This window comes from Pseudomonas sp. P135 (assembly GCF_020312125.1).
Lineage (GTDB): Bacteria > Pseudomonadota > Gammaproteobacteria > Pseudomonadales > Pseudomonadaceae > Aquipseudomonas > Aquipseudomonas fragariae.
In genome coordinates, this window is sequence record NZ_JAGPYR010000007.1 from 238,872 (window position 1) to 259,465 (window position 20,594).

19 protein-coding genes and 1 pseudogene are annotated in these 20,594 nt (G+C 58.9%); 14 read left to right on the forward strand and 6 right to left on the reverse strand.

From position 1 onward, the window contains the following. Positions 1-13 precede the first annotated feature (13 nt). Positions 14-862, reverse strand: a complete 849-nt coding sequence (locus KBY08_RS13635; RefSeq protein WP_054091754.1) for an ureidoglycolate lyase — start codon at positions 860-862, stop codon at positions 14-16. A gap of 318 nt (positions 863-1,180) precedes the next feature. On the opposite strand from KBY08_RS13635, the gene KBY08_RS13640 reads away from it, so the two are divergent. From KBY08_RS13640 to KBY08_RS13665, 6 genes are all read left to right on the forward strand, one after another. Continuing rightward, the gene (locus KBY08_RS13640; RefSeq protein WP_096135190.1) at positions 1,181-1,990 is read left to right on the forward strand and encodes an energy transducer TonB; all 810 of its coding nucleotides are present in this window, start codon (positions 1,181-1,183) and stop codon (positions 1,988-1,990) included. Between the two features lie 10 nt (positions 1,991-2,000). Then, on the forward strand, positions 2,001-2,693 hold the full coding sequence (locus tag KBY08_RS13645) for a MotA/TolQ/ExbB proton channel family protein (RefSeq protein ID WP_011269059.1): 693 nt from the start codon (positions 2,001-2,003) through the stop codon (positions 2,691-2,693). 1 nt (position 2,694) lies between these two features. Further along, the gene (locus KBY08_RS13650; RefSeq protein WP_111522229.1) at positions 2,695-3,099 is read left to right on the forward strand and encodes an ExbD/TolR family protein; all 405 of its coding nucleotides are present in this window, start codon (positions 2,695-2,697) and stop codon (positions 3,097-3,099) included. 72 nt (positions 3,100-3,171) lie between these two features. After that, positions 3,172-5,478, forward strand: a complete 2,307-nt coding sequence (locus KBY08_RS13655) for a TonB-dependent receptor (protein WP_111522230.1) — start codon at positions 3,172-3,174, stop codon at positions 5,476-5,478. Between the two features lie 262 nt (positions 5,479-5,740). Next, positions 5,741-5,980: a hypothetical protein gene (locus KBY08_RS13660; RefSeq protein WP_003317071.1), complete on the forward strand. Its 240-nt coding sequence runs from the start codon at positions 5,741-5,743 to the stop codon at positions 5,978-5,980. 81 nt (positions 5,981-6,061) lie between these two features. Next, the gene (locus KBY08_RS13665; RefSeq protein WP_011269061.1) at positions 6,062-6,613 is read left to right on the forward strand and encodes a hypothetical protein; all 552 of its coding nucleotides are present in this window, start codon (positions 6,062-6,064) and stop codon (positions 6,611-6,613) included. Positions 6,614-6,655: 42 nt separating this feature from the next. On the opposite strand, the gene KBY08_RS13670 is transcribed toward KBY08_RS13665, so the two are convergent. Further along, positions 6,656-7,291, reverse strand: a complete 636-nt coding sequence (locus KBY08_RS13670; RefSeq protein ID WP_060405910.1) for a hypothetical protein — start codon at positions 7,289-7,291, stop codon at positions 6,656-6,658. A gap of 577 nt (positions 7,292-7,868) precedes the next feature. Here KBY08_RS13670 and rbsK point away from each other — a divergent pair. Genes rbsK through KBY08_RS13685 form a run of 3 tightly spaced genes read left to right on the forward strand, consistent with a single transcriptional unit; the run spans position 7,869 to position 11,220 of the window. After that, positions 7,869-8,795 (forward strand): ribokinase, encoded by a 927-nt coding sequence (rbsK, locus tag KBY08_RS13675; protein ID WP_003436637.1) that lies wholly within the window; start codon positions 7,869-7,871, stop codon positions 8,793-8,795. Positions 8,796-8,824: 29 nt separating this feature from the next. Further along, on the forward strand, positions 8,825-10,156 hold the full coding sequence (fucP, locus tag KBY08_RS13680) for an L-fucose:H+ symporter permease (RefSeq protein WP_111522231.1): 1,332 nt from the start codon (positions 8,825-8,827) through the stop codon (positions 10,154-10,156). Next, complete coding sequence (locus KBY08_RS13685; RefSeq protein WP_003400379.1) at positions 10,153-11,220, forward strand: aldose 1-epimerase family protein; 1,068 nt, start codon at positions 10,153-10,155, stop codon at positions 11,218-11,220. The genes fucP and KBY08_RS13685 overlap by 4 nt, the downstream gene beginning before the upstream one ends. Before the next feature lie 5 nt (positions 11,221-11,225). Here KBY08_RS13685 and deoR read toward each other — a convergent pair whose 3' ends face one another. Beyond that, the gene (gene deoR, locus KBY08_RS13690; RefSeq protein WP_177410930.1) at positions 11,226-11,996 is read right to left on the reverse strand and encodes a DNA-binding transcriptional repressor DeoR; all 771 of its coding nucleotides are present in this window, start codon (positions 11,994-11,996) and stop codon (positions 11,226-11,228) included. A gap of 102 nt (positions 11,997-12,098) precedes the next feature. On the opposite strand from deoR, the gene deoC reads away from it, so the two are divergent. Then, positions 12,099-12,779, forward strand: coding sequence for a deoxyribose-phosphate aldolase (deoC, locus tag KBY08_RS13695; RefSeq protein WP_003436656.1), 681 nt, complete (start codon positions 12,099-12,101; stop codon positions 12,777-12,779). Between the two features lie 33 nt (positions 12,780-12,812). On the opposite strand, the gene KBY08_RS13700 is transcribed toward deoC, so the two are convergent. The 3 genes from KBY08_RS13700 to KBY08_RS13710 all read right to left on the reverse strand — a co-directional run bounded on the left by KBY08_RS13700 (position 12,813) and on the right by KBY08_RS13710 (position 16,963). Next, the gene (locus tag KBY08_RS13700) at positions 12,813-13,061 is read right to left on the reverse strand and encodes a hypothetical protein (protein WP_111522233.1); all 249 of its coding nucleotides are present in this window, start codon (positions 13,059-13,061) and stop codon (positions 12,813-12,815) included. Between the two features lie 130 nt (positions 13,062-13,191). Continuing rightward, entirely contained in the window at positions 13,192-16,110 is a 2,919-nt protein-coding gene (locus KBY08_RS13705; RefSeq protein ID WP_111522234.1) for a putative bifunctional diguanylate cyclase/phosphodiesterase, read from the reverse strand. A gap of 31 nt (positions 16,111-16,141) precedes the next feature. Then, on the reverse strand, positions 16,142-16,963 hold the full coding sequence (locus KBY08_RS13710; RefSeq protein WP_003400389.1) for a phosphate/phosphite/phosphonate ABC transporter substrate-binding protein: 822 nt from the start codon (positions 16,961-16,963) through the stop codon (positions 16,142-16,144). A gap of 312 nt (positions 16,964-17,275) precedes the next feature. On the opposite strand from KBY08_RS13710, the pseudogene KBY08_RS26790 reads away from it, so the two are divergent. The 4 genes and pseudogenes from KBY08_RS26790 (at position 17,276) to KBY08_RS13735 (ending at position 20,505) form a co-directional block, all read left to right on the forward strand. Then, positions 17,276-18,324: pseudogene (locus KBY08_RS26790) on the forward strand (serine hydrolase domain-containing protein). Between the two features lie 230 nt (positions 18,325-18,554). Beyond that, the gene (locus tag KBY08_RS13725; RefSeq protein ID WP_024659938.1) at positions 18,555-19,268 is read left to right on the forward strand and encodes an energy transducer TonB; all 714 of its coding nucleotides are present in this window, start codon (positions 18,555-18,557) and stop codon (positions 19,266-19,268) included. An 83-nt stretch (positions 19,269-19,351) separates the two neighbouring features. Further along, on the forward strand, positions 19,352-20,080 hold the full coding sequence (locus KBY08_RS13730) for a MotA/TolQ/ExbB proton channel family protein (RefSeq protein ID WP_011269071.1): 729 nt from the start codon (positions 19,352-19,354) through the stop codon (positions 20,078-20,080). After that, the gene (locus tag KBY08_RS13735; RefSeq protein WP_011269072.1) at positions 20,080-20,505 is read left to right on the forward strand and encodes an ExbD/TolR family protein; all 426 of its coding nucleotides are present in this window, start codon (positions 20,080-20,082) and stop codon (positions 20,503-20,505) included. The genes KBY08_RS13730 and KBY08_RS13735 overlap by 1 nt, the downstream gene beginning before the upstream one ends. Positions 20,506-20,594 lie beyond the last annotated feature (89 nt).

A 20,594-nucleotide genomic window follows, 5' to 3' on the forward strand; every position in this document is an offset into this window, starting at 1 on the left:
TGTCGGGAGCGGATCAGTCGGCCTGTACGGTCAATTGATTCTGCTCGCCCAGCCCCGCGATCCCCAGACGTATGCGTTGCCCCGCACGCAGGAAGACAGGTTGTGGCTTCACGCCCTGCCCCACACCCGGTGGCGTCCCCGTCGAGATGACATCGCCTGGTTGCAGGCTCATGCACCGGCTCAGGTAGGCGATCAGTTGCGGCACGCTGAAAATCAACGTGCGCGTATTGCCATTCTGATAACGATGGCCATCCACTTCCAGCCACAGGTCGAGCGAGTGAGGGTCGGCAACTTCATCGCGGGTCACCAGCCACGGACCGAGCGGGCCGAAGGTATCGAAGCCTTTACCCTTGTCCCAGGTCCCGCCGCGCTCGAGCTGCCATTCGCGCTCGGACACATCGTTGATCACGCAATACCCGGCCACATGCTCCATGGCATCGGCTTCGTCGATGTAGCGCCCGCCCTTGCCGATGATCACGCCCAGCTCGACCTCCCAGTCAGTCTTGAGCGAACCACGGGGGATCTGGACATCATCATTGGGGCCGCAAATTGCGCTGGTCCACTTGTTGAAGATGATCGGCTCCTTCGGCACTTCCATCTGCGACTCGGCTGCGTGGTCGGCGTAGTTCAAGCCTATGCAGATGAACTTGCCGACCTGCCCGACACACGGCCCGATGCGTGGCTGGCCCGGAACCAGAGGCAGGCTCTCGGGATTCAGCGCAGCGAGGCTTGCAAGACCTGCAGGGCTCAGCACATCGCCAGCGATATCCTTGACGTGTGCGGACAGGTCACGGATCTGGTTGGCAGCATCAAGCACGCCTGGCTTCTCCAGACCCTTCTCACCGTAACGTAGCAATTTCATCGAATTCTCCCGTTTCTGTCCAAGGTGTGAACCGCGGATCAAGAGGGTGACGCCCTGTTGCCCAGCCTGCGCGGCGATACGTTTTCGTATAAGTCCGAACCTGACAAGTCTGGACAGATAGCATTGCAGCCGATGCCTCGCCTAATGAAATTTACGAACAATTGCGCGGCAAGCCGGTTCACGTTTAACCACAGAAACCAGGATCAAACAGCGGCGGTCATAATTAATACACACAACGAGTATTAATATCAGCTCCAGTTGAAACGAGCCTTTCGCCAACACGACGGGCTCGTATTCTTTCACGAGTGAGCTGAACTCATGTCAACGCTGATACTGTCCCGCCGATTACCGCCGCGTCAGCTACGCCACTGGCCAGATCAGCCTGTGGGTAACTGCAACGTTGCCCCATCGTCACTTGTCGTCCAGCACAGCGACAACACGCCACGCACATGGCCGCACGGCGCATTGGCGATTGCACTGGCGATCGGGTTGCATGCCGCGCTGGCAGCGTGGCTGATGGCCGATCACCCGCAAGCGCCCGAGCCGACCCCGCCGATGCCGATCACCGTGCAGTGGGTACCGCCGCCCGTTGCGCCTCCGGTAGCCCAGCCGACGCCGCCCGAGCCAACGCCTCAGCCAGCAGCGGAGCCGCCTGCGCCAGCTCCCAAGCCCGCGCCGCCTGAGCCCAAACCTGACGAGCTACCCAAGCCCAAGGCGCAGCCCAGAACCGCGCCGAGCAAACCTGTCGCCAAACCTGTTGCGCCGGCGCCTTCCGTCGCGGCGCCCACACCGGCGCCTGCTGCAGCGCCAGCGCCAAGACCTGCGCCAGCGGCGCCACAGACCACCACCGCGCCCATAGGCCGGGCCGGTTACCTGAACAATCCGCCGCCGGTCTACCCACCCGCCGCCGCGCGCCGCCATCAGGAAGGCACGACGATGCTGCGTGTGCATGTGCTGCCCAACGGACGTACCGACCAGGTGCAAGTGCTGCAAAGCAGCGGCGTCCCGGCGCTGGATGAAGCCGCGCAGGTCGCCGTCCGGCAATGGACCTTTATTCCCGCCAAACGCGGCGACACCCCGGTAGAAGGCTGGGTCAACGTCCCCATAGCCTTCAAACTCGCACCCTGAGGCTCACGTCATGAACACCGCTTACTCCGTACTCATTACCCAATCCTCAATGGCCCTGCTGGTGATTTTCTCGCTGGTGACCTGGGCACTACTGCTCGGCAAAACCTTCCAGCACTGGCGACTGACCCGGCAGAACCGACGCTACGCCACGCAGTTCTGGGCCGCCCGCGACCTGAAAAATGCGCTGCACCTGCCGCACAGTGAAGGCAGCCTGGCGCGCCTGACCGATGCCGGCGCGCAGGCCCTCGCCGCGCCCCACGACTCACCGGACCTGGGCCACAGCTGGAACCGCCAGGACTTGCTCGAGCGCAGCCTGCGTCAACAGATCCACAAGGAACGTCGTCGCCTGGAAAGCGGCATGATCCTGCTGGCATCGATCGGCAGCACCGCGCCCTTCATCGGCCTGTTCGGTACGGTGTTCGGCATCATCCATGCGCTCAGCGCGATCAGCCAGGCCAAGTCGGCGAGCATTGCGGTGGTCGCCGGCCCCATTGGCGAAGCGCTGGTGGCGACCGGCGTCGGCATCGCCGTCGCGGTGCCTGCGGTGCTGGCCTACAACTTTTTCGGGCGGCGTCTGAAGCTGGTGATCGCGGACCTTGAGGAGTTCGCCGTGGATTTCCTCAACCTCTCGCAACGCAACGCCTTCCGGCTGCAACCCGACCATCGCGACAAGACGGCCCCGAGCCTGAAAGGAGTGAGCTGACATGTCCTTCTCCACGTCCAATGATGACGATGCAATCAGCGACATCAACATCACGCCGTTGGTGGATGTGATGCTGGTACTGCTGGTGACCTTCATCGTCACCGCACCGCTGCTCAATAACGCCATACCGCTGGACCTGCCGCAGACCGTCGCCACCACCTCACTGGATCAGGCCGACCCGGTGGTGGTGAGTGTCGATGCCAGCGGCGGCGTGTTCATCGACAGCGAAGCTGTAGCGCTGGAGCAACTTCCGGAGGCGCTGCAAACCCTGCACAGCAAAGACCCGGACGTCGCCGTCAGCCTGCGCGCCGATCAGGCGACGGGTTACGGCCGCGTGGCCCAGGTGCTGGCCGATGTGCAGAAAGCCGGCATCAGTCGCCTGTCGGTGATTACCGAAAGCCCCTGAAACAAAGACCTGTCGTTCACCACATGACCCGCCGCAAGCGCGGCGCCCTGACGCCTCCAGGAAAACCTTTCCATGAACAATCGATCGATACCGCGTGCACCTCGATTCCCGGTAACGCGCCTTGCGCTACTGGTTTCATTGAACTCACTGTGCCTGATCAGCCCGTTCATTCAGGCCGATGACGACGTGCCCACCTCGGTAAAAGCGCCCGCCAGCGACGACAGCGCCGCCATGACGCTGGGCACGGTGTCAGTGATTGGTCAGGGCGAGACCCGCCAGGTGCAGCGCGTGACGCAAAAGGATGTGAAAGCTTATTCGGCAGGCACCAGCCCGATGAAGGTTCTGCAACGCCTGCCTGGGGTCAACTTCCAGTCCGGCGACCCGCTGGGCCGTGAGGAAGGCAGCCAGCGCATCAGCCTGCGCGGCTTCGATATGCACCACCTGGGTTACACGCTGGACGGCGTCACCCTCGGCAACATGAGCTTTGGCAACTTCAACGGCCTGAGCATTACCCGCGCGATCATCGCGGAAAACATCGCCTCCAGCGAAGTGGCACCCGGCATCGGCTCACTGGGCACGGCATCCAACAGTGACCTGGGCGGCACCATCCAGTTCACCACTTCCAACCCCGATAAAGAATTCGGTGCGCGCCTGTCGCAAACCCTGGGCAGCTACGACACTTCGCGCACCTTCATGCGCGTCGACACCGGCGAATACAACGGACTTTCAGCGTACGTGTCGGGCGAAAAGTACGACGCCGACGCCTGGAAAGGCCACGACAACCCGCAAAAGTCCGACGCGCTGAACGCCAAGGTCAACTACAACTTCGGCGACAACCGGGTGAGCTTCTTCCACAGCACCTCGTCCCATGACGAAGCCAACCTGCCGAACCTGTCGAAGAGCATCATCCAGCGCTTGGGCTACAACTGGAGCTACTACACCCCGGACTGGACCCGCGCGGTCAATGCGGCCAACGGCATTTACAGCGGCGGGGTAACCAGCGCAAACGATGCGACCTACAACGCCAGCAGCCTGCGCGACGACGAACTGGACATCCTCAACGGCAACTTCTCGCTGACCGATGATCTGGTCCTGGACGCCACCGTCTATCACCACCATGACTCGGGCCGCGGCAACTCGTATTACCCGTTCGTCTACACCAGCGGCTCGACGACAGTGCCGAGCAATTCGATTCGCAGCACAAAATACGGCATCGATCGAACCGGTTTCCAGAGTTCGCTGACCTACTACCTGGGCCAGCATGAAATTCAGGGCGGGTTCTGGATTCAGTCCAACAAGAACGATATCTCGCGCTACCTGTTCGATACCACCAATGCGACGCCGCAGAACCACATCGTCAAAACCGATGGCCTGCCCTTGGCGGCCACCGTTCTGGACCAGAGTTACAACGACCTGACCCGGCAGTTCTACCTGCGCGACACCTACACATTGCTCGATGACCGCCTCAAACTTGAGTTCGGCGCGAAAAATACCGTGACCACCTCGACAGCCGAGGGCAAAGGTGGCGGTTATGCCAGTGGTTCGCTGCAAGCGCGGGACAGGTTTCTGCCGCAAGCAGGTGCGACCTACAAACTCGACGAGGACGACGAAGTCTTCACCTCTTACTCGGAAAACATGGCCGCATTCCCGAGTGGCGGTTACAGCCCGTTCTTCACGACGCAGAGCGCCGTCGATGCGCAGAACGGCTTCAAGGACCTGAAGCCGGAAACCTCGAAAACCGTGGAACTGGGCGTGCGCCGCAGCACCAGGCTGTATTCGGCCTCGGCGGCGATCTACAACACCAAATTCGATAACCGCCTGGTCGCCATCACCAATTGCACGGGCATCGTCATCTGCCAGAACGGCGTCGCCAACGTCGGTTCGGTCACCAGTCGAGGCCTGGAACTGTCGTTCGGCCTGACGCCCAATGAGAACTGGCGCTGGTCCAACTCCATGTCCTATAACCACAGCACTTACGACGATGACTACGCCAGCGGCGGCAACACCGTTCATGTAAAAGGCAAGACCGTCGTCGATACACCGAAACTGATGTATTCAAGCAACCTGGACTGGAATTGGGAACACTGGAACGCCGGCTTGCAAGGCAGCTACATCAGCAAGCGCTATTACACCTACACCAATGACTCCAGTGTCAGCGGCTACTGGCTGGCGAACGCCAACCTCGGCTATGACTTCGGCAAACTCGGCGCCCTCAAGGACACCACGCTGTCGCTGAACATGGTCAACCTGTTCGACAAACGCTACATCTCCACGCTCAACACCGACGCCAGCGCAGCCACCGACCCGGCGGGCAACTTGCAGATTCTTCAAGTGGGCACACCGCGCAGCGCATTCGTAACACTGGGCGTGAAACTCTGATCGTTGCTGACTGAAGACGGGCGAAGGATCGCCCCACCCGCCACCTGCATTGAATGACGCTACGCGGTTTGCTGCTGGAGACAGGATCCTTTGGGAGCAAGCACGCTTCTGGAGACCGGCTCTGTGGGAGCGAGCTTGCTCGCGAAGGCAATCCGCCAGTCGCTGCATAATACGTGTCGGTTGCCAGCCCCACGGCGACGAACAGCGCACTGTGCTGCATACTTCCCCCCTCTCTAGCGCCTGACCTCCATGTGGACACCCCATGACACCCAACGCAGAACTCTATAACCCCTCCACCGAATATGCCGACAAACTGATCTCGCGCATTGGCCAAACCCCTTCGTGGATCGCCAAGCGTATCGGTGTGACCGACAAACGCATTCGCTACATCCTCGATGGCGAGCGGACCGTCAAGGGCGAGACTACGCCGATTCAGATGACCTATACCGAGCAATTTGCGCTGGAGTGCCTTGTGGCAGAGGCTATAGCCCTGAGGATGTAGGCCCGCAGGCTATCAAGCATTGCCCTTGAATCTGAGGTTCCTGATAATCACGCCCCCCAATAACTCAGGCAAGGAAATGCAGTGAAAGGAAATCTACTGTTGGTTGCGGTGCTTGCACTGTTGATGCAAGGCTGTGGCGTGACCATGACGCGTTACGAGCCCAGCTTCGATAACGTCCAGAAGCTCAAGCAGACGCCTCCCCTTCTACCGATCCGTCAGGCCCAGGTCAGCGCCGCGGCAGGTCAGGATTCATTGCAGGTGCGGGGTAATCCTGTCACATCCCCTAGCGGCAGCATCACGCAACATATTCAGGATGCCCTGACGGGTGAACTGGACCGCGCAGGTCTCATCGACCCACAATCGCCGCGCCAGCTGAATGTGCTGGTTACCCATAATGAACTGACCGCTGGAATGGGTACCGGCACCGGCACAATCGCCGCGCGCTTCACCCTGCTTGACGGCGAGAAAGTTGAATATGACGCCACCAAGCAGGTCAGCAGTCAATGGAACAGCAGCTTTCTGGGTGCGGTCGCTATCCCCAATGCGGCAAACGCTTACAACCCGCTGGTGCGTGATTTGCTCAAGGCTTTATACAGCGACCCGTTGTTTACCCAGGCGCTGAACCACAAATAAAAAAAGAGCCCACATGGGCTCTTTTTTTGGGCGGTCAGTTCATTACGCCTGCGGAACACTAACATTCAGCATTGAATACTTCAGACTCTGGCTATCCACCAACTGCTTGAGCAGTGAATTGACCTGGCGCGTAAATGTATCGGTAACAGCCTTCTGCGGGGTATTGGCCATCATCGGCACAAACCAGATACCTATCCAGGTATTGATTGCATCATGGTTACCGACTGTTCTCAGCACCTTACCCTGAGAATCCTGCGCGTCCAGGCTCATGCTGTACTGATCGGTGGCCATCGAAGGAATAATAGTCAGGGTCAGGCCACTGACAAACGCCATTACCATTTGGCCACCGCTCGGCGGATGGTTATACACCTTGAGGTGCAGGCTGTAGTCGCCTGGCTGTTTCTTGAACTCATCAAGGGTCACTCGGCCAAACAGCCCTGAGTCAGTCAGCACTTTTTGCAGTTGAGGCTTGAGTGCATCCCGAGCTTGCGGTACTTCTACTGCGCCGGCGGTACCGGGTGTGCCCTGGTAGAAATCGAAGGCAACAAACACGTTGGGTTTGTTCGTGTAGCTGGCCATGGAGGGCATGGTGACTGGCGCTACTTCATCCTTGGTAAAGCTGGCGCAACCGCTCAATACCAGCATTGCCGCAAGACCCAGCGTCTTCAAGCGTTTCATTTACGATTTCCTTAGTCAATAACAGAACGTCTGTCCGAATCCATTCAAGAATTGCGGCCTTACCGCTACCTCATACGGCAGCGATAGAGGCCACTATTGTGCCACCAACTAAAGCTTCGTCAATAATCTTTAAACTGGCGCAGGCCTACAGGCGAATGATCCGGGAAATAATTGGCCACAGCCGCAAAGAATTTCATGCGCCGGATCGTCTCGCGCTATTTCATACCCCACGGCTTATTTTCGCGCTGCTCCTAGTAAGCGATGCAACAGAAGCCCAGTAGTTCTTGAACTAACTACCTGCGGACCTGGGATGGCTGTTGACGCTACCTTTAAAGCCAAACGGCGCCACCAGGCACAACGCAGGCGCCACCCTGCCTGAGCGGGCCCTGCACATGCGCGAATACCGTCAACGGTCAGGCAATGACCGCAATCGCGACCGGCAGCATCAGGTCACGGTGACTGACAGCGCACGTTCACAGCAAAAAATAAAGATTGAATCCTCACAAAAAATGTTATTTAAATAACACAAATAAAAGCCGTCGAGGCTTCCATCGGCGCTGGTGAGGTCAACATAACAATGAGCAAGATTGCAGTCATCGGCAGCAACATGGTCGACCTGATCACTTACATCGAACGCATGCCCGCCCAGGGCGAAACGCTCGAGGCACCGCGTTTTGCCATGGGGTGCGGCGGCAAGGGCGCCAATCAGGCCGCCGCTGCGGCGCTGCTGGGCGCCGACGTGCTGATGCTCAGCAAGGTCGGCGACGATGCGTTCGCCGATACCACCCTGGCCAATTTTCAGCGACTGGGCATTGATACGCGCTTCGTCGAACGGGTACCGGGCGTGTCGAGCGGCGTGGCTCCGATCTTCGTCCAGGAGAACTCCCATAACAGTATCCTTATCGTCAAAGGCGCCAATGCCCACCTGAGCCCGGCCGATATCGACCGCGCCGAGGCGCAACTGCGCGATTGCGCTTTGATTGTGCTGCAACTGGAAGTCGAGCTGGCGACCGTCTACCACGCCATCGCCTTCGCTCACCGGCACGCAATCCCGGTGCTGCTCAATCCGGCCCCAGCCTTGGCCGGCCTGAGCCGCGAGCACCTCGCGCAGCTGGATTTCCTGATCCCCAACGAGAGCGAGCTGGCACTGATCAGCGGCCAGCCGGTGACGTGCGCCGAGGAAGCGGCTCAGGCTGCACGCCAATTGGTCGCGCTGGGCGTACGCCACGTCATCGTCACCCTCGGCGAACAAGGGGCGCTTTACGTCGGCGCCGAAGGCGAGTGGCAGGTGCCAGGGGTCAAGGTTCAGGCGCGTGACACCACCGGTGCCGGTGACGCCTTCATTGGCTGCTTCGCCCGGCACTGGAGCCAGGACGGCAATATTCGCCAAGCCATGCATCAGGCGGTGGCCTACTCCGCCTGCTCGGTCACCGGCCTCGGCACGCAATCTTCTTACCCCGATGCGCCCACGTTTGCACGATTCCTCGATGCATCGGCCAACTGACACTCACCAGCATCTCGCGGAGAACAATAATGAATAAGCCTGCGCTGCAACAAACTCCGGACGGGTTCTACCTGAACCGCACGCCGTGGTTCGCCTTTCTCCTGCTCTGCAGCATCTTTGCCCTGTGGGCGGCGGCCGCGAGCATGAACGACGTGCTGATCGCGCACTTCAAGAAGGCCTTCCTGCTCAGCGACTTCCAGACCGCTTTCGTGCAGTCGGCGTTTTACCTGGGTTACTTCTTCGTCGCCATTCCGGCGGCACTGGTGGTGCGCCGCTTCAGCTACAAGACCACCATCCTCATCGGCCTGATGCTGTACCTGTTCGGCTGCGCCCTGTTCTTTCCGGCGGCGTCGACTGCCAAGTACGGCATGTTCCTGATGGCGCTGTTCGTCATCGCCGCCGGCCTGTCGTTTCTCGAGACCGCGTGCAACACCTACTCGACACTGATGGGGCCGCGGGAAACCGGCACGCGGCGCCTGAACATCTCGCAGACCTTCCACCCATTCGGCGCCATGACCGGGGTATACGTCGGCAGCTTCGTGATGTTCAAGGACACCGACGCCACGCGCGAACAGTTGACCCAGATGAGCGCCAGCGAGGCAGCAGCGCAGCAATTGCAAATGATCCAGTCGACCCTGCTGCCGTACAAATGGATGATCGCGGTACTCATATTGATGTTCATTCTGATCGCCATCACGCGCTTCCCCGCATGCAAGGGCAACGGCACCGTCAGCGAACCGCGGGCGAGCATCGGCCAGAGCCTCGGCCGCCTGCGGCGCAATCCGCGCTTTTGCTTCGGTGTGCTGGCGCAGTTCCTCTACGTCGGCGCGCAGGTCGGGGTATGGAGTTTCACTATTCGCCTGGCCATGCAAATGGGCGGCATGAACGAGCGCAGTGCCTCGTGGTTCCTGCTGACCACCTTTGCCGCCTATTTTATCGGCAAGATGATCGCCAATCTGCTGATGCGCAAAATGCACCCGGCCAAAGTCCTCGCGGTGTATGGCGTGCTGTGCATCGTGCTGCTGGCCTACACCATCCTGGCGCCGAACATCAGCGCGGTGTATGCCGCCGTGGGAGTCAGTGTGTTTCTCGGGCCTTGCTGGCCGACCATCTATGGTCTGACCATTGATGGGCTCGGCGAGGACACCGGTGTCGGCGGCTCGTTGCTGGTGATGAGCATCGTCGGCGGTGGCGTGATGCCGATCTTCCAGGGCCTGCTCAGCGACGCCAATGGCGGCAACATGCAGATTGCCTACAGCGTGCCGCTGCTGTGTTTCGTGGCCATCGTTATGTACGCAGTGTACTGCATGCGTCAGCCGCAACCGGTGCTGGGTGACTCGGCCACGGCGGTGGCGCAATGAGTAACGAAGCGTGGCGCCTGCCGCTCTACCCACAGCTCTGGGACCAGGCCAGCCGGCTGCTGCTCGAATCAGCCAGTTTCAGCGTGCGTGCCTGGACCTACCCCAGCGGGGTCAAGGCGCTGTCACTGGAAAACAGCCGAGGCAAACTGGTGATCCTGCCCTGGCAGGGGCAGATGATCTGGTCGGCCGAATTCGACGGCGTTGATTTGACCATGCTCAATATGTTCACCCAGCCGCGGCCCAGTGCCAGCGTGATCGGCACCTACGGCTGTTTCATGTTTCACAGCGGCCTGCTGCGCAACGGTTGCCCGGGTCCCGAGGATGATCATGCGCTGCACGGCGAAATGCCCTGCGCGCCGATGGACGATGCCTGGCTGCAGGCAGGCGAAGACGAGCACGGCGCTTATCTGCGCCTCGGCGGTACCTACGAATACGTGCAGGGCTTCGGCGACCATTACCGGGCCAGCCCGAGCGTGACCCTGCGCCCGGCCAGCGGGCTGTTCGAGATCGGCATGCAGGTGGTCAATCTGGCCGGCAAGCCCATGGACCTGATGTACATGGCGCACATGAACTACGCCTACGTCGACGGCGCCCGCCTCACCCAGCCCCTGGGCTGCGAGCGCACACGGGTGCGCGCCAGCGTGCCGGCCCATGTGCGGCCGACGCCGACCTGGAGCGCCTATATCGCAGAACTGAGCCAGGACCCGACCCGCCTCAAGGTGCTCGACTCGCCCGCGCTGTATGACCCGGAGATCGTCTGCTTCTTCGATGACGTGCGCAGCGACGCTCAGGGACAGGCGCACTTCTTCCTTGATCACCCCGACGGCGCGGCGTTCTACACCCGCTACAGCCCCCGGCAATTTGAACATGCCGCGCGCTGGATCCTGCATAACACCGATCAGCAGGTGGCGGCCTTCATCTTGCCGGCCACCTGTGAACCGGAGGGCTACCGCGCCGAACTCGCCAAAGGCAACGTGCGCAGCCTGGCGCCCGGTGCCCGCGCCGGGTTCAGCGTGACCACCGGTTACCTCAACGCACCCGAACGCCGGGCGCTGCAACCGTGATGCATCTAGAGCACAAGCTGCGCGCCGCCGGTCTCGATGGCCTCGCGGTAGCTGCGCGGGATTTTCTTGTCGCTGACCACGCAATGGAAATCGCTCAAGGCACCGAAGTGCGCAGTGCGTACGGCGTCGAATTTGGAGTGATCGGCCAGCAGCAGGCTTTGCCGGGCCTGGCGCATGACCTTCTGCTTGACCTCAACCTCGTGGAGATTGAAGCAGGTGACACCGCAGTTCAGGCTGACCCCGGCCGCCGAGACAAAGGCCCAGGTCAGGCGCACGCCATCGAGGATGCTGGTTTCGGCATGGCTCTCGAACACCTGGTTCTTGCGGTGGAACATGCCGCCGCACAGGACGATGCTGCAGTTGGGTTTCTGCTGCAGCTTGAGCAGCACGTTGAGCGAGTTGCACACCGCGGTGAACTCCAGCTCGTCGGGGATGAAGTCGACCACGAAGGGGATCGTCGTGCCACAGTCGAAAAATACCGTATCGCCGGGCTGGATGAAGGTGGCGGCCAGCTTGCCGATGCGGCGCTTCTCCTCGACATGGCGGGTGCCCTGCTCGCTGACCCGGTAATCCCCCGGTTCAGGATCATCGTGGGCACGGGTGATGTAGCCGCCCAGCAGTCGTAACCGCTCGGGGTGCCGGCTGAGGTCGCGGCGCAAGGTCATTTCGGACACATCGAGCAGCGCCGCCATCTCCCGCAGATGGATCGCTTTCTGATCTTGCAGGGCCTGTTGAATCTGTTTGATGCGGTCGGTTTTCTTGACGTCCACGGGCATCCCGGCAATCCGTTGGTGGGGTCACTAGAGTAACACCAAGTGTTAATTTTATAACTTACGGGTATCCACCCAAGTATTTTTACCGATGACAGGAATCCCTTGATGAATTCGCTCGAACCCGCTGCACTGGCCCAGGCCATCGATCACACCTTGTTGGCGGCGGATGCCAGCCGAGAGCAGATTGCCACGCTTTGCGCAGAAGCCCGGGAACACGGCTTCTACTCGGTGTGCGTGAACTCCAGCCAGGTGCCTTTTGCCGCCCGACAACTGGCCGGGTCTGCCGTGAAGGTCTGTGCGGTGGTGGGCTTTCCACTGGGCGCCGGGCTGAGTGCCAGCAAGGCGTCGGAAGCAGCCCTGACGATCGCCGCCGGGGCTCAGGAAATCGACATGGTGCTGAACATCGGCTGGCTCAAGGACGGTCTGTTCGATGAGGTCCGCGACGATATCGCCGCGGTGCTGCAAGCCTGTGGCAAGGTGCCGCTCAAGGTGATCCTGGAAACCTGCCTGCTCGATGAGGCGCAGAAGGTGCGCGCCTGCGAGATTTGCCGCGAGCTGGGCGTGGCATTCGTCAAGACCTCCACTGGCTTCAGCCGCAGCGGCGCGACGCTCGAGGATGTGGCGCTGATGCGCCGTGTGGTAGGCCCTGACATCGGCGTCAAGGCGTCTGGCGGGGTGCGTGACGTGGCGACGGCCAGAGCGATGATCGAAGCTGGCGCAACGCGCCTGGGCACCAGTTCCGGGATTGCGATCGTGACCGGCGCAGGTACGGGGGCGGGTTATTGAGTCTGCGGGCTTTGACACCAAAGCCCGCTGCACTTAGCTCAGGTCGATCACACCGGTCATGGCCGTGAAATGGCTTTGCTTGTGCTGGACCTTGTCGAGAATCTGCGCAGGGGTCGACTCGCGGAAGACCACCATGTGCCCGACGCCCTTGCCGCCCTCGGTCACGCGTTCGATATCGTTGATCATCCAGGTGGTCAGCTCTTCGGCAGTAATGCCCAGTTCGGCCGCTACTCGCTGGTGAAGGCGCTCGGCGTCGTATTGATTGAGTTGATCGCTGTTCATGGGGCTGGCTCCTTCAAGGGGGGTTAAGTTCAGTCCCCGCGAGGGCTCCATAGTTCAGTCGCGTTCGAGCGGGCTGCGAATGCCCGGTCATAACTGCATGACGGCTCTCGCAGACGCTATCACTACTGCCTCACGCAACACCACTTTCAGAAAAGCCTATCTCCAGACTACGTGACGATTTAATCATGGCAGCACACTCATCACTGATGACAGGCTTACTAAAAAGATAACCCTGCATTTGATCGCAGCCATACGTCACGAGCAGTTCCAACTGGTCGACTGTTTCGACGCCTTCTGCAATCACGTTAAGACCCAATTCGTGCGCCAATACGATGACCGCCCTGGTGATCGCGGCGTCCTCATGATTGCTGGTTATATCCTTGATGAACGCCCTGTCGATTTTGAGCGCATCAAGAGGAAATCGCTTCAAATAGGCCAAACTGGAATAGCCCGTTCCGAAATCATCGACCGAAAGGCTGATGCCATACGACTTTATATCTCGAAGTATTTCAACCGCCGACTCGGGGTCGATCATCAGCATCGACTCGGTCAGTTCGAACTCTAAAAGAGCGGGGTTGATACCGTACGCTTCAACGATATGCTTGACGGTCTCAGCCAGGCCTTTTACCTGAAGCTGCCTGACGGACAGATTGATGGCGATCGGCACCAGCCTGATATGATTCTCTTCCCAGCGCTTCAGGGTTTCGCAGACTTTCCGGATGACCCACACGCCGACAGGAATGATCAGGCCCGTGTCCTCAAGAATAGGGATGAAATCAGCCGGAGAAACCATGCCTTGCTCAGGGTGATTCCAGCGCAATAAAGCCTCCAGACCACTTATCCTGCCATCGGTAAGGCTGACCTTGGGCTGAAAGTGCAGAATAAACTCATCGCGCTCGAGCGCGCCGCGCAACAGCGTTTCAGTTTGCAAGCGCCTGGTTAAACTTTCGTTCATCCTGGCGTTGTAAAACTTGAAATTATTACGGCCACTTTTCTTCGCCTGGTACATGGCGGTATCCGCATTCTTCAAGATCACACCAGTGTCACGCCCGTCAAACGGATAATTAGCGATGCCGACACTCGCCGAAACGAATATATCCTGGCCGCCAAGGTTGAACGGTTTCCCCAACGCCTCAACAACATGGGTCGCAAGCGATTTGATGAGGCTCTCGGAATAAACAGAGTGTGTGACGACGATCGAAAATTCATCGCCTCCCAGCCGCGCAACCACACTGTTCTCACCTATGCAGTCTTTCAAGCGTCGACCCGCCTGAATAAGCAATTGATCGCCCACTGAATGCCCCATGGTGTCATTAACGGCCTTGAATCTGTCCAAATCAATGAATATGACGCTTACCGCATCTGGCACTGACGTTTTCCGACTGATTATCTCGCGCAGATAATTGCTGAGGAACCAGCGATTAGGCAGATGGGTGAGCGAATCATTTTCGGCCAGATAGGTGAGCTTTTTCTTTGCGTCATACCGTTCAAGCGCGGCGGCCAAGAGGTTGGCAAGTGTTTGAAGGTAGCTGACATCTTCACGTGTAAAGGGGTGGTCCGTGCTGGCATACACCCCAAGCACGCCCTTGAAAACCTCCGTGCAGGATATATCAACCTCCAGGCTACTTCTAATCGTGTAAGCGTCCACTGTTTCAGCAGGAAGCAGCGTGTAGCGATTATCAGGCGCATCAGAATTAATCACAAACCCCGCAGAAGGAGCAGTACCGTTCAGAAATTCATCATGATGACCGCTGCGGATTTCAAATCGGGTCAAGCCAACCCCCGCATGGAGGACGGTCCCATGGCTCACTCGATCAACGACCAATAAAGCGGCCTTGCTCAATTTCAGTCCTTGCGCCGCAGTCAGTGCTGCCCGTTCACCTAGCACACTGACGTTTTCTTCTGTCAATGCCTGCTGGCCAAACAAGGCGATAAGGTTTTGCCTTCTGGAGTTATCCAGAATCGCCACTTCAAATTCTTTTCGATCTGTAATATCGATATCGATGCAGATGTATTTTTCAACGCCGCCCAAGTCATCGAGAATAGGTATGACAGTGCGTTGATGCCAAGCCTCCTTACCGGTACGACCAGAAAGCCTCACCTCACCGTTCCACACCTTGTTTTCAGGTGCCCATAGCCACGGTTCGTTGGCTGAAGACATGCCGGTCCAGACTTCATCGATCGTCAACTCTAAAAGCTCGGCTCGCGAATGCTGTGAGCTGGTGACGAATCGCTCGTTAACGTAGGTGATACGTCCGGAGGCCGACACTTCGCAAACGATGGACACCTCATCCAGCGCATTTTTATGCTGCACCAAGGTATTCATCAACGATTCGATACGCAGGCCAAAGTGATTGCGCATACTCGCAGCAGTACGGTTTACGGCTTTTATAGCCTCCTGTATTTCCATGGGAGCATCAGCGACCAACATCGCTTCTGCTGCCACTGCGCCTGAAGCGATTTCTGCCTCATAAGAATGAAGCTTGCCCAGGTGGGCAAGCGAACGCTTGATCATGAACCCCATTAGCATCAAGCTGATCAGCAAGAAAAATCCCGCAAAGAGTGTCGCCTGGATCACCAGACTGTAGAGTTCGGCAGCAATTCTCTCGGCGTTGAAAGACAGACGCATCACGCCGTAGTCTTTCCCGCCAATAGTGATCGGACGATTGACATCGAATAATCGTGCAGCGACTTCAGACTCTATCCACGCAGGTGCTCTGCCAAGTGGCGCACTGGCGGCCTCAAGGCGAATGACGCCACCCGACAGGTCAATAAACATGGCCGATTTGAACGGCGAGCGGGCCAGGGTTTTTTCGAGGGTTCTTTTGATGGTGTCGTAATCGCCGATGACGACACTTTCCTCTACCGCTTGCGCGGCAACCTCGATCAGCATGTTGGCGGTGTCTTGTATCTCTTCAATATGCTGAAGCAGCTGATTTTTATAAAACAGAACCAGACCCGTCGTCAGAAAGGTCAGTATCAGAATGGATAACATCGCCAGTATTCGCGACGTCAGTGATTTGGGCAGCAGGCTTTTAAAGAAATTCATTAACAGCCTCTCCAGCTAACGTTGAAATTATTTACTTAAGGTTTGCCGGCAAACTTTTATAAAAATCTCGATAGGAAGCATAATCCGCTTCCGTCGCAGGAATGAACGTAATCGGTGCCGGTGCATGGACGAGCTCGGTTGCCTCACGCAGAATCCTGCTACCGTCGGCGTCATGTTGCATATTCAGAAATGCGTTGGCGACCGCATCACGTTCTTTTTTAGAAACCCGCGGGGATGCCATCAGGGCTAAATCATTGAACGAGGCCGAACTCCACAGTACGCGGAACGACTTCCCTTCCCTCTCCGTGTAGCCGCTTACAAGCTGTGAGTTGGCCCCCATCGCTTGAGCCTTACCACTCAGGAGTTGGCTGAACGCACCGTCCATGTTTCCTGCAAACACCGTAGATGTATTGATGCCTTGCTTGACCAATTCCGAGCTGGTGACTTTATAAGCAATAAACGCTTCGGGTCCCGGGTAAACAACTTCTTTGCCCGCTAGCTCCGAAAGGCTATGAATTGGCGAGTCGACAGGCACCACGATTTGTCCTTCGAGGGCAGGCGCGTCACGGCGACCAAACACCGTCCAGCCCATCTTGTCGCGTTCGGGGCTAAATAGATGGTTGGTGAACGCGAAATCAACTTCTTGCGCGAGCACATAACTGGTTGTGTCCGAGGAGGTTCGCCCTAATTTCAGCGTGAGGTTCACGCCGCTTTTTTCGGACACGTACTTTATGATGGGATTCCAAAAACTGGCTGAAAGATTAAGATTGTATTGATTGACAGGCGAAAAATTGTACACTTTAAGCTCTTCAGAAGTCGCCACATTCGACAAGGCAACAGACAGGGCGATCATGATAGCTTTGCAGCTTAGGCGTAACTTCACTTGTTCACTCCACCTACATAAGAACTTATTAGCCAACGAGGATGAGCACTAACTTAAGCTCAGCCATCTCATATAATCGGCCGAGGCGCTTGAATCTTAAGTATCGACTGCATGAATAAATGTTAATCGGCCAGCCCACACACCTGCCGGCCCCGCCACAGGCAGCTGTCTGCCCAAAACAGTCGCTTAGTACAGTACAAACGGCTGACTTCACCCCGGCGAAGAAGAATAATTGAGATCTCTTGTCGGGCTGTCGATCCGCTCACCATTCCAGGGAAGCCAATGCTCATTTCACTCTTGTCAAATGGTCAGCCACACACGCCAGAGCGATTGGAACTGATCGCCCCCTGGTGGAGTTTTACGAAAACGGTCCTGGCTGCGACAGCCCTGTCGTTGGTGCGTGACGGACTGATCGGATTGGACGACCCCATTCCCGACCAGCCTTTCACCTTGCGCCAGCTACTGCGGCACGAGGCAGGCCTGGCTGATTACGGAGAACTTGCGCAGTATCACACCGCCGTTGCCAGCGGTGACCCCGCCTGGCCGGCAGATGAAATGATGCGACGTCTTGACGGTACTCGACTTCGATACAGTCCCGGAACCGGCTGGCGTTACTCGAATCTCGGCTACTTGTTCATCGGCAGGCTAATTGAACGGCTGACTGATCTGACGCTTGATGCTGCGGTGATTCAACGTGCTCTTTCGCCTCTGGGCATCTCGAACGTTCGCTTTGCTAAAACACGAGCCGATTTACAAACGACCCATCAGGGAAGTACCTCGAATTATGACCCCGCCTGGGTTTACCACGGTTTGTTGATCGGCCCGATTTCGCAAGCAGCGCTCTTTCTGGATCGACTTCTCTGCGCAGACCTCCTCTCCACGGGCCTGCTTCAGGAAATGCAGACAGCACGAACACTAGGCTCTGTACGAAAAGTCGGCGAGCGAAGGTCAGGCGAGGCAAAAACAGGCGAGGAAGCGGAGTCTACGTGTTGTAAATGAGCATTCCGAGCCTGTTTTTAACGAAGCATCACCGAGCGCAGCCACTTTTCGTACAGAGCCTAGGCGGCCCGATTCCCGGGCGCCCATGGATCACGCCGGGCTATGGCCTGGGCTTGATGCAAGGTTCGATTGACGGTGGGTATTCTCTATCCGGGCACACAGGCTGCGGGCCAGGCAGCGTCATTGCTGTCTACCGCATCTGCGACGGCGACGCATCGGCTTGCTGCGCTGCTTTTGAGGCGAATGCCAGTGAAGGTGCTGTTGAAGCCATCGTTGTCGGGCAACTTATGCAACGTGTGCGGCAGGGGGCTGAGGGCATCAAAGTCCGTTAGCCGTAGGCCTTATGGTTGGCCGGATGACCGCTTATGCGGTCACGCCTGTTGGCGACCATGCAATCGTCACAAACTGCTTACTTGATAATTCTTCTCTGTCACGTATCTGTCACTCGTCACTCCTATATTCCTCCGACACGCGTTACGAGGTGCCTGTACCGGCCTCGGACCCAACTTTCGCAGGGAATGCGCCCGATGTGCCCGGCCTACCGGCCTGGAGGAAATCAATCGTGGATGCGACGCTGACACCCCTGCTGCACCTTCAGCCATTGCCTGCCGGCAGCGCCTCGCGATTGCTGCGCCGAGGATGCGCGATAACGCTGGTGGTGGCCGTGCATATTTTGGCATTGAGCATGGTGACCGGGTCATCGACCCCTGCGCTTGCGCCGCAGGCGACTCGTACTATTTACGCCTCGGTCATCAATGAACCGACTCCGGCGCCAGCCGCAAGTGCCGCGCCCACGCCACCGCCTCCCGTTGCCCCGGTCGTACCGGCACCCACGTCTGTGGCCGTTCAGCCGGTGGCCCGGCACAAGCCCGCGGCCAAACCGCAGGTGATGCAACGCCCCGTTGTGGCCGCCGCAACGTCTGCCCCCGCGACCATCAGCACTGCGGCTGCCGCACCGGTAGTTGCGCAAACTCCCGCACCACCGCCGCAGCCCAAGACCCTCACCCGTGGCGTCGAATACGTGCATGAACCACAACCCGACTATCCCGACAGTGCGCGTGAAGAGGGCCACGAGGGCACCGTGATCCTGCGGGTGCTGGTGGACGAGCACGGCAAGCCCGGCGCGGTGGACATCGTACGCTCCTCGGGCTTTGGCAACCTCGACGAGGCGGGCAGGACGGCTGTGCGCGGCGCACTGTTCAAGCCTCATCTGGAGGAGGGTCATGCGGTGTCGGTGTACGTGATCGTGCCGTTGCGATTCCAGCTCGACAGTTAGCACTCACGCAGGCGTAACCCACCATCTTTTATCGACGGGCCTCCCGGTCAGGGCAGTGCTCACCTCAAAGAAAGGAAATACATATGGACACCGGAACACTGGGTTTGAATGTTTTGTGGCAACAGGCCGACGTTGTCACCCGTGGCGTGGCCTTGACGTTGCTGGTGATGTCGATTGCGTCCTGGTACGTGATGGTCGACAAGCTGGTGCGCCTGGCACTGCATCGCCTGCGTTCACCGAAGTTGCTGGAGGCGTTCTGGAACGCACCGACGCTCAAGGATGGCGTGCAACAACTGGGACATCATAGTGCCTACGCCGAACTGACCCAGGCCGGCGTCAGCGCCGCACGCCAGCACCGTGATGCGCTGAATGGCGACATGCACCCGCCGGCCTTCAGCGAATGGCTGACCCGCGCCTTGCGCCAAGCCACCCTGACCGTGGGCGGACAGTTACAGGGCGGCATGGCGATTTTGGCCACCGTGGGTTCCAGCGCCCCGTTTGTCGGTTTGCTCGGCACCGTGTGGGGCATCTATCACGCCTTGATGAAGATCGGCCTGACCGGCGACGCGAGCATCGACAAGGTCGCAGGCCCCGTCGGCGAAACGCTGATCATGACCGCTCTGGGACTGGCCGTGGCCATTCCGGCCACCCTGGGCTACAACCTGCTGGTGCGCAGTAACAAGCAGACCCTCGCTGAACTGGGCAAGTTTGCCTTCGAACTGCACGACCTGCTGGTGATCGGCGCCCGTGCGACCCCTCGCGGCGGGCAGCCTGCGCGCAGCACGTTCAACGCCCAGGCGGAGTTCGTCTGATGGCCAGTGGATTGCTGGGCGAGGATGAACTGGAAGAGGACGGCTTCAACCCCGAGATCAATACCACGCCACTGGTGGACGTGATGCTGGTGCTGTTGGTGATCTTCATCATCACCGTGCCGGCCATCCAGCACACGGTGAAGATTGACCTGCCCAAGGCCGCCGCGCAGCAGGACAACAAACCGCCGCCGTCCGTGGATCTGGCACTGGACAACGAAGGCCACCTGCATTGGGACGACCGCGACATCGGCGACAGCGACTTGCCGGCACTGATCGCCGAGGCCGCCGCGCGTCAGCCGGTACCGGAGTTGCACCTGCGCGCCGAACGCAACACCCCGTATGAAAAGGTGGTGCAGGTAATGGCCGCGGCGCAGTCCGGTGGCCTGGACAAGATCGGCTTCGTGACCAAGGCCGTTACGCCTTAACAACCGCGCCGCCTTCCTTCACCCCCCTTGGCCGGCTGTTACAGCCGGCCACGGCGAAGTGCGCGCGACAGAAATCAACCAGGCCGTGA

Bases quoted from the DNA above. Each gene is read 5' to 3' on its own strand.
- KBY08_RS13635 (WP_054091754.1), bottom strand. From the start codon at position 862: ATGAAATTGCTACGTTACGGTGAGAAGGGTCTGGAGAAGCCAGGCGTG.
- KBY08_RS13640 (WP_096135190.1), top strand. From the start codon at position 1,181: ATGTCAACGCTGATACTGTCCCGCCGATTACCGCCGCGTCAGCTACGC.
- KBY08_RS13645 (WP_011269059.1), top strand. From the start codon at position 2,001: ATGAACACCGCTTACTCCGTACTCATTACCCAATCCTCAATGGCCCTG.
- KBY08_RS13650 (WP_111522229.1), top strand. From the start codon at position 2,695: ATGTCCTTCTCCACGTCCAATGATGACGATGCAATCAGCGACATCAAC.
- KBY08_RS13655 (WP_111522230.1), top strand. From the start codon at position 3,172: ATGAACAATCGATCGATACCGCGTGCACCTCGATTCCCGGTAACGCGC.
- KBY08_RS13660 (WP_003317071.1), top strand. From the start codon at position 5,741: ATGACACCCAACGCAGAACTCTATAACCCCTCCACCGAATATGCCGAC.
- KBY08_RS13670 (WP_060405910.1), bottom strand. From the start codon at position 7,291: ATGAAACGCTTGAAGACGCTGGGTCTTGCGGCAATGCTGGTATTGAGC.
- rbsK (WP_003436637.1), top strand. From the start codon at position 7,869: ATGAGCAAGATTGCAGTCATCGGCAGCAACATGGTCGACCTGATCACT.
- fucP (WP_111522231.1), top strand. From the start codon at position 8,825: ATGAATAAGCCTGCGCTGCAACAAACTCCGGACGGGTTCTACCTGAAC.
- KBY08_RS13685 (WP_003400379.1), top strand. From the start codon at position 10,153: ATGAGTAACGAAGCGTGGCGCCTGCCGCTCTACCCACAGCTCTGGGAC.
- deoR (WP_177410930.1), bottom strand. From the start codon at position 11,996: ATGCCCGTGGACGTCAAGAAAACCGACCGCATCAAACAGATTCAACAG.
- deoC (WP_003436656.1), top strand. From the start codon at position 12,099: ATGAATTCGCTCGAACCCGCTGCACTGGCCCAGGCCATCGATCACACC.
- KBY08_RS13700 (WP_111522233.1), bottom strand. From the start codon at position 13,061: ATGAACAGCGATCAACTCAATCAATACGACGCCGAGCGCCTTCACCAG.
- KBY08_RS13705 (WP_111522234.1), bottom strand. From the start codon at position 16,110: ATGAATTTCTTTAAAAGCCTGCTGCCCAAATCACTGACGTCGCGAATA.
- KBY08_RS13710 (WP_003400389.1), bottom strand. From the start codon at position 16,963: ATGATCGCCCTGTCTGTTGCCTTGTCGAATGTGGCGACTTCTGAAGAG.
- KBY08_RS13730 (WP_011269071.1), top strand. From the start codon at position 19,352: ATGGACACCGGAACACTGGGTTTGAATGTTTTGTGGCAACAGGCCGAC.
- KBY08_RS13735 (WP_011269072.1), top strand. From the start codon at position 20,080: ATGGCCAGTGGATTGCTGGGCGAGGATGAACTGGAAGAGGACGGCTTC.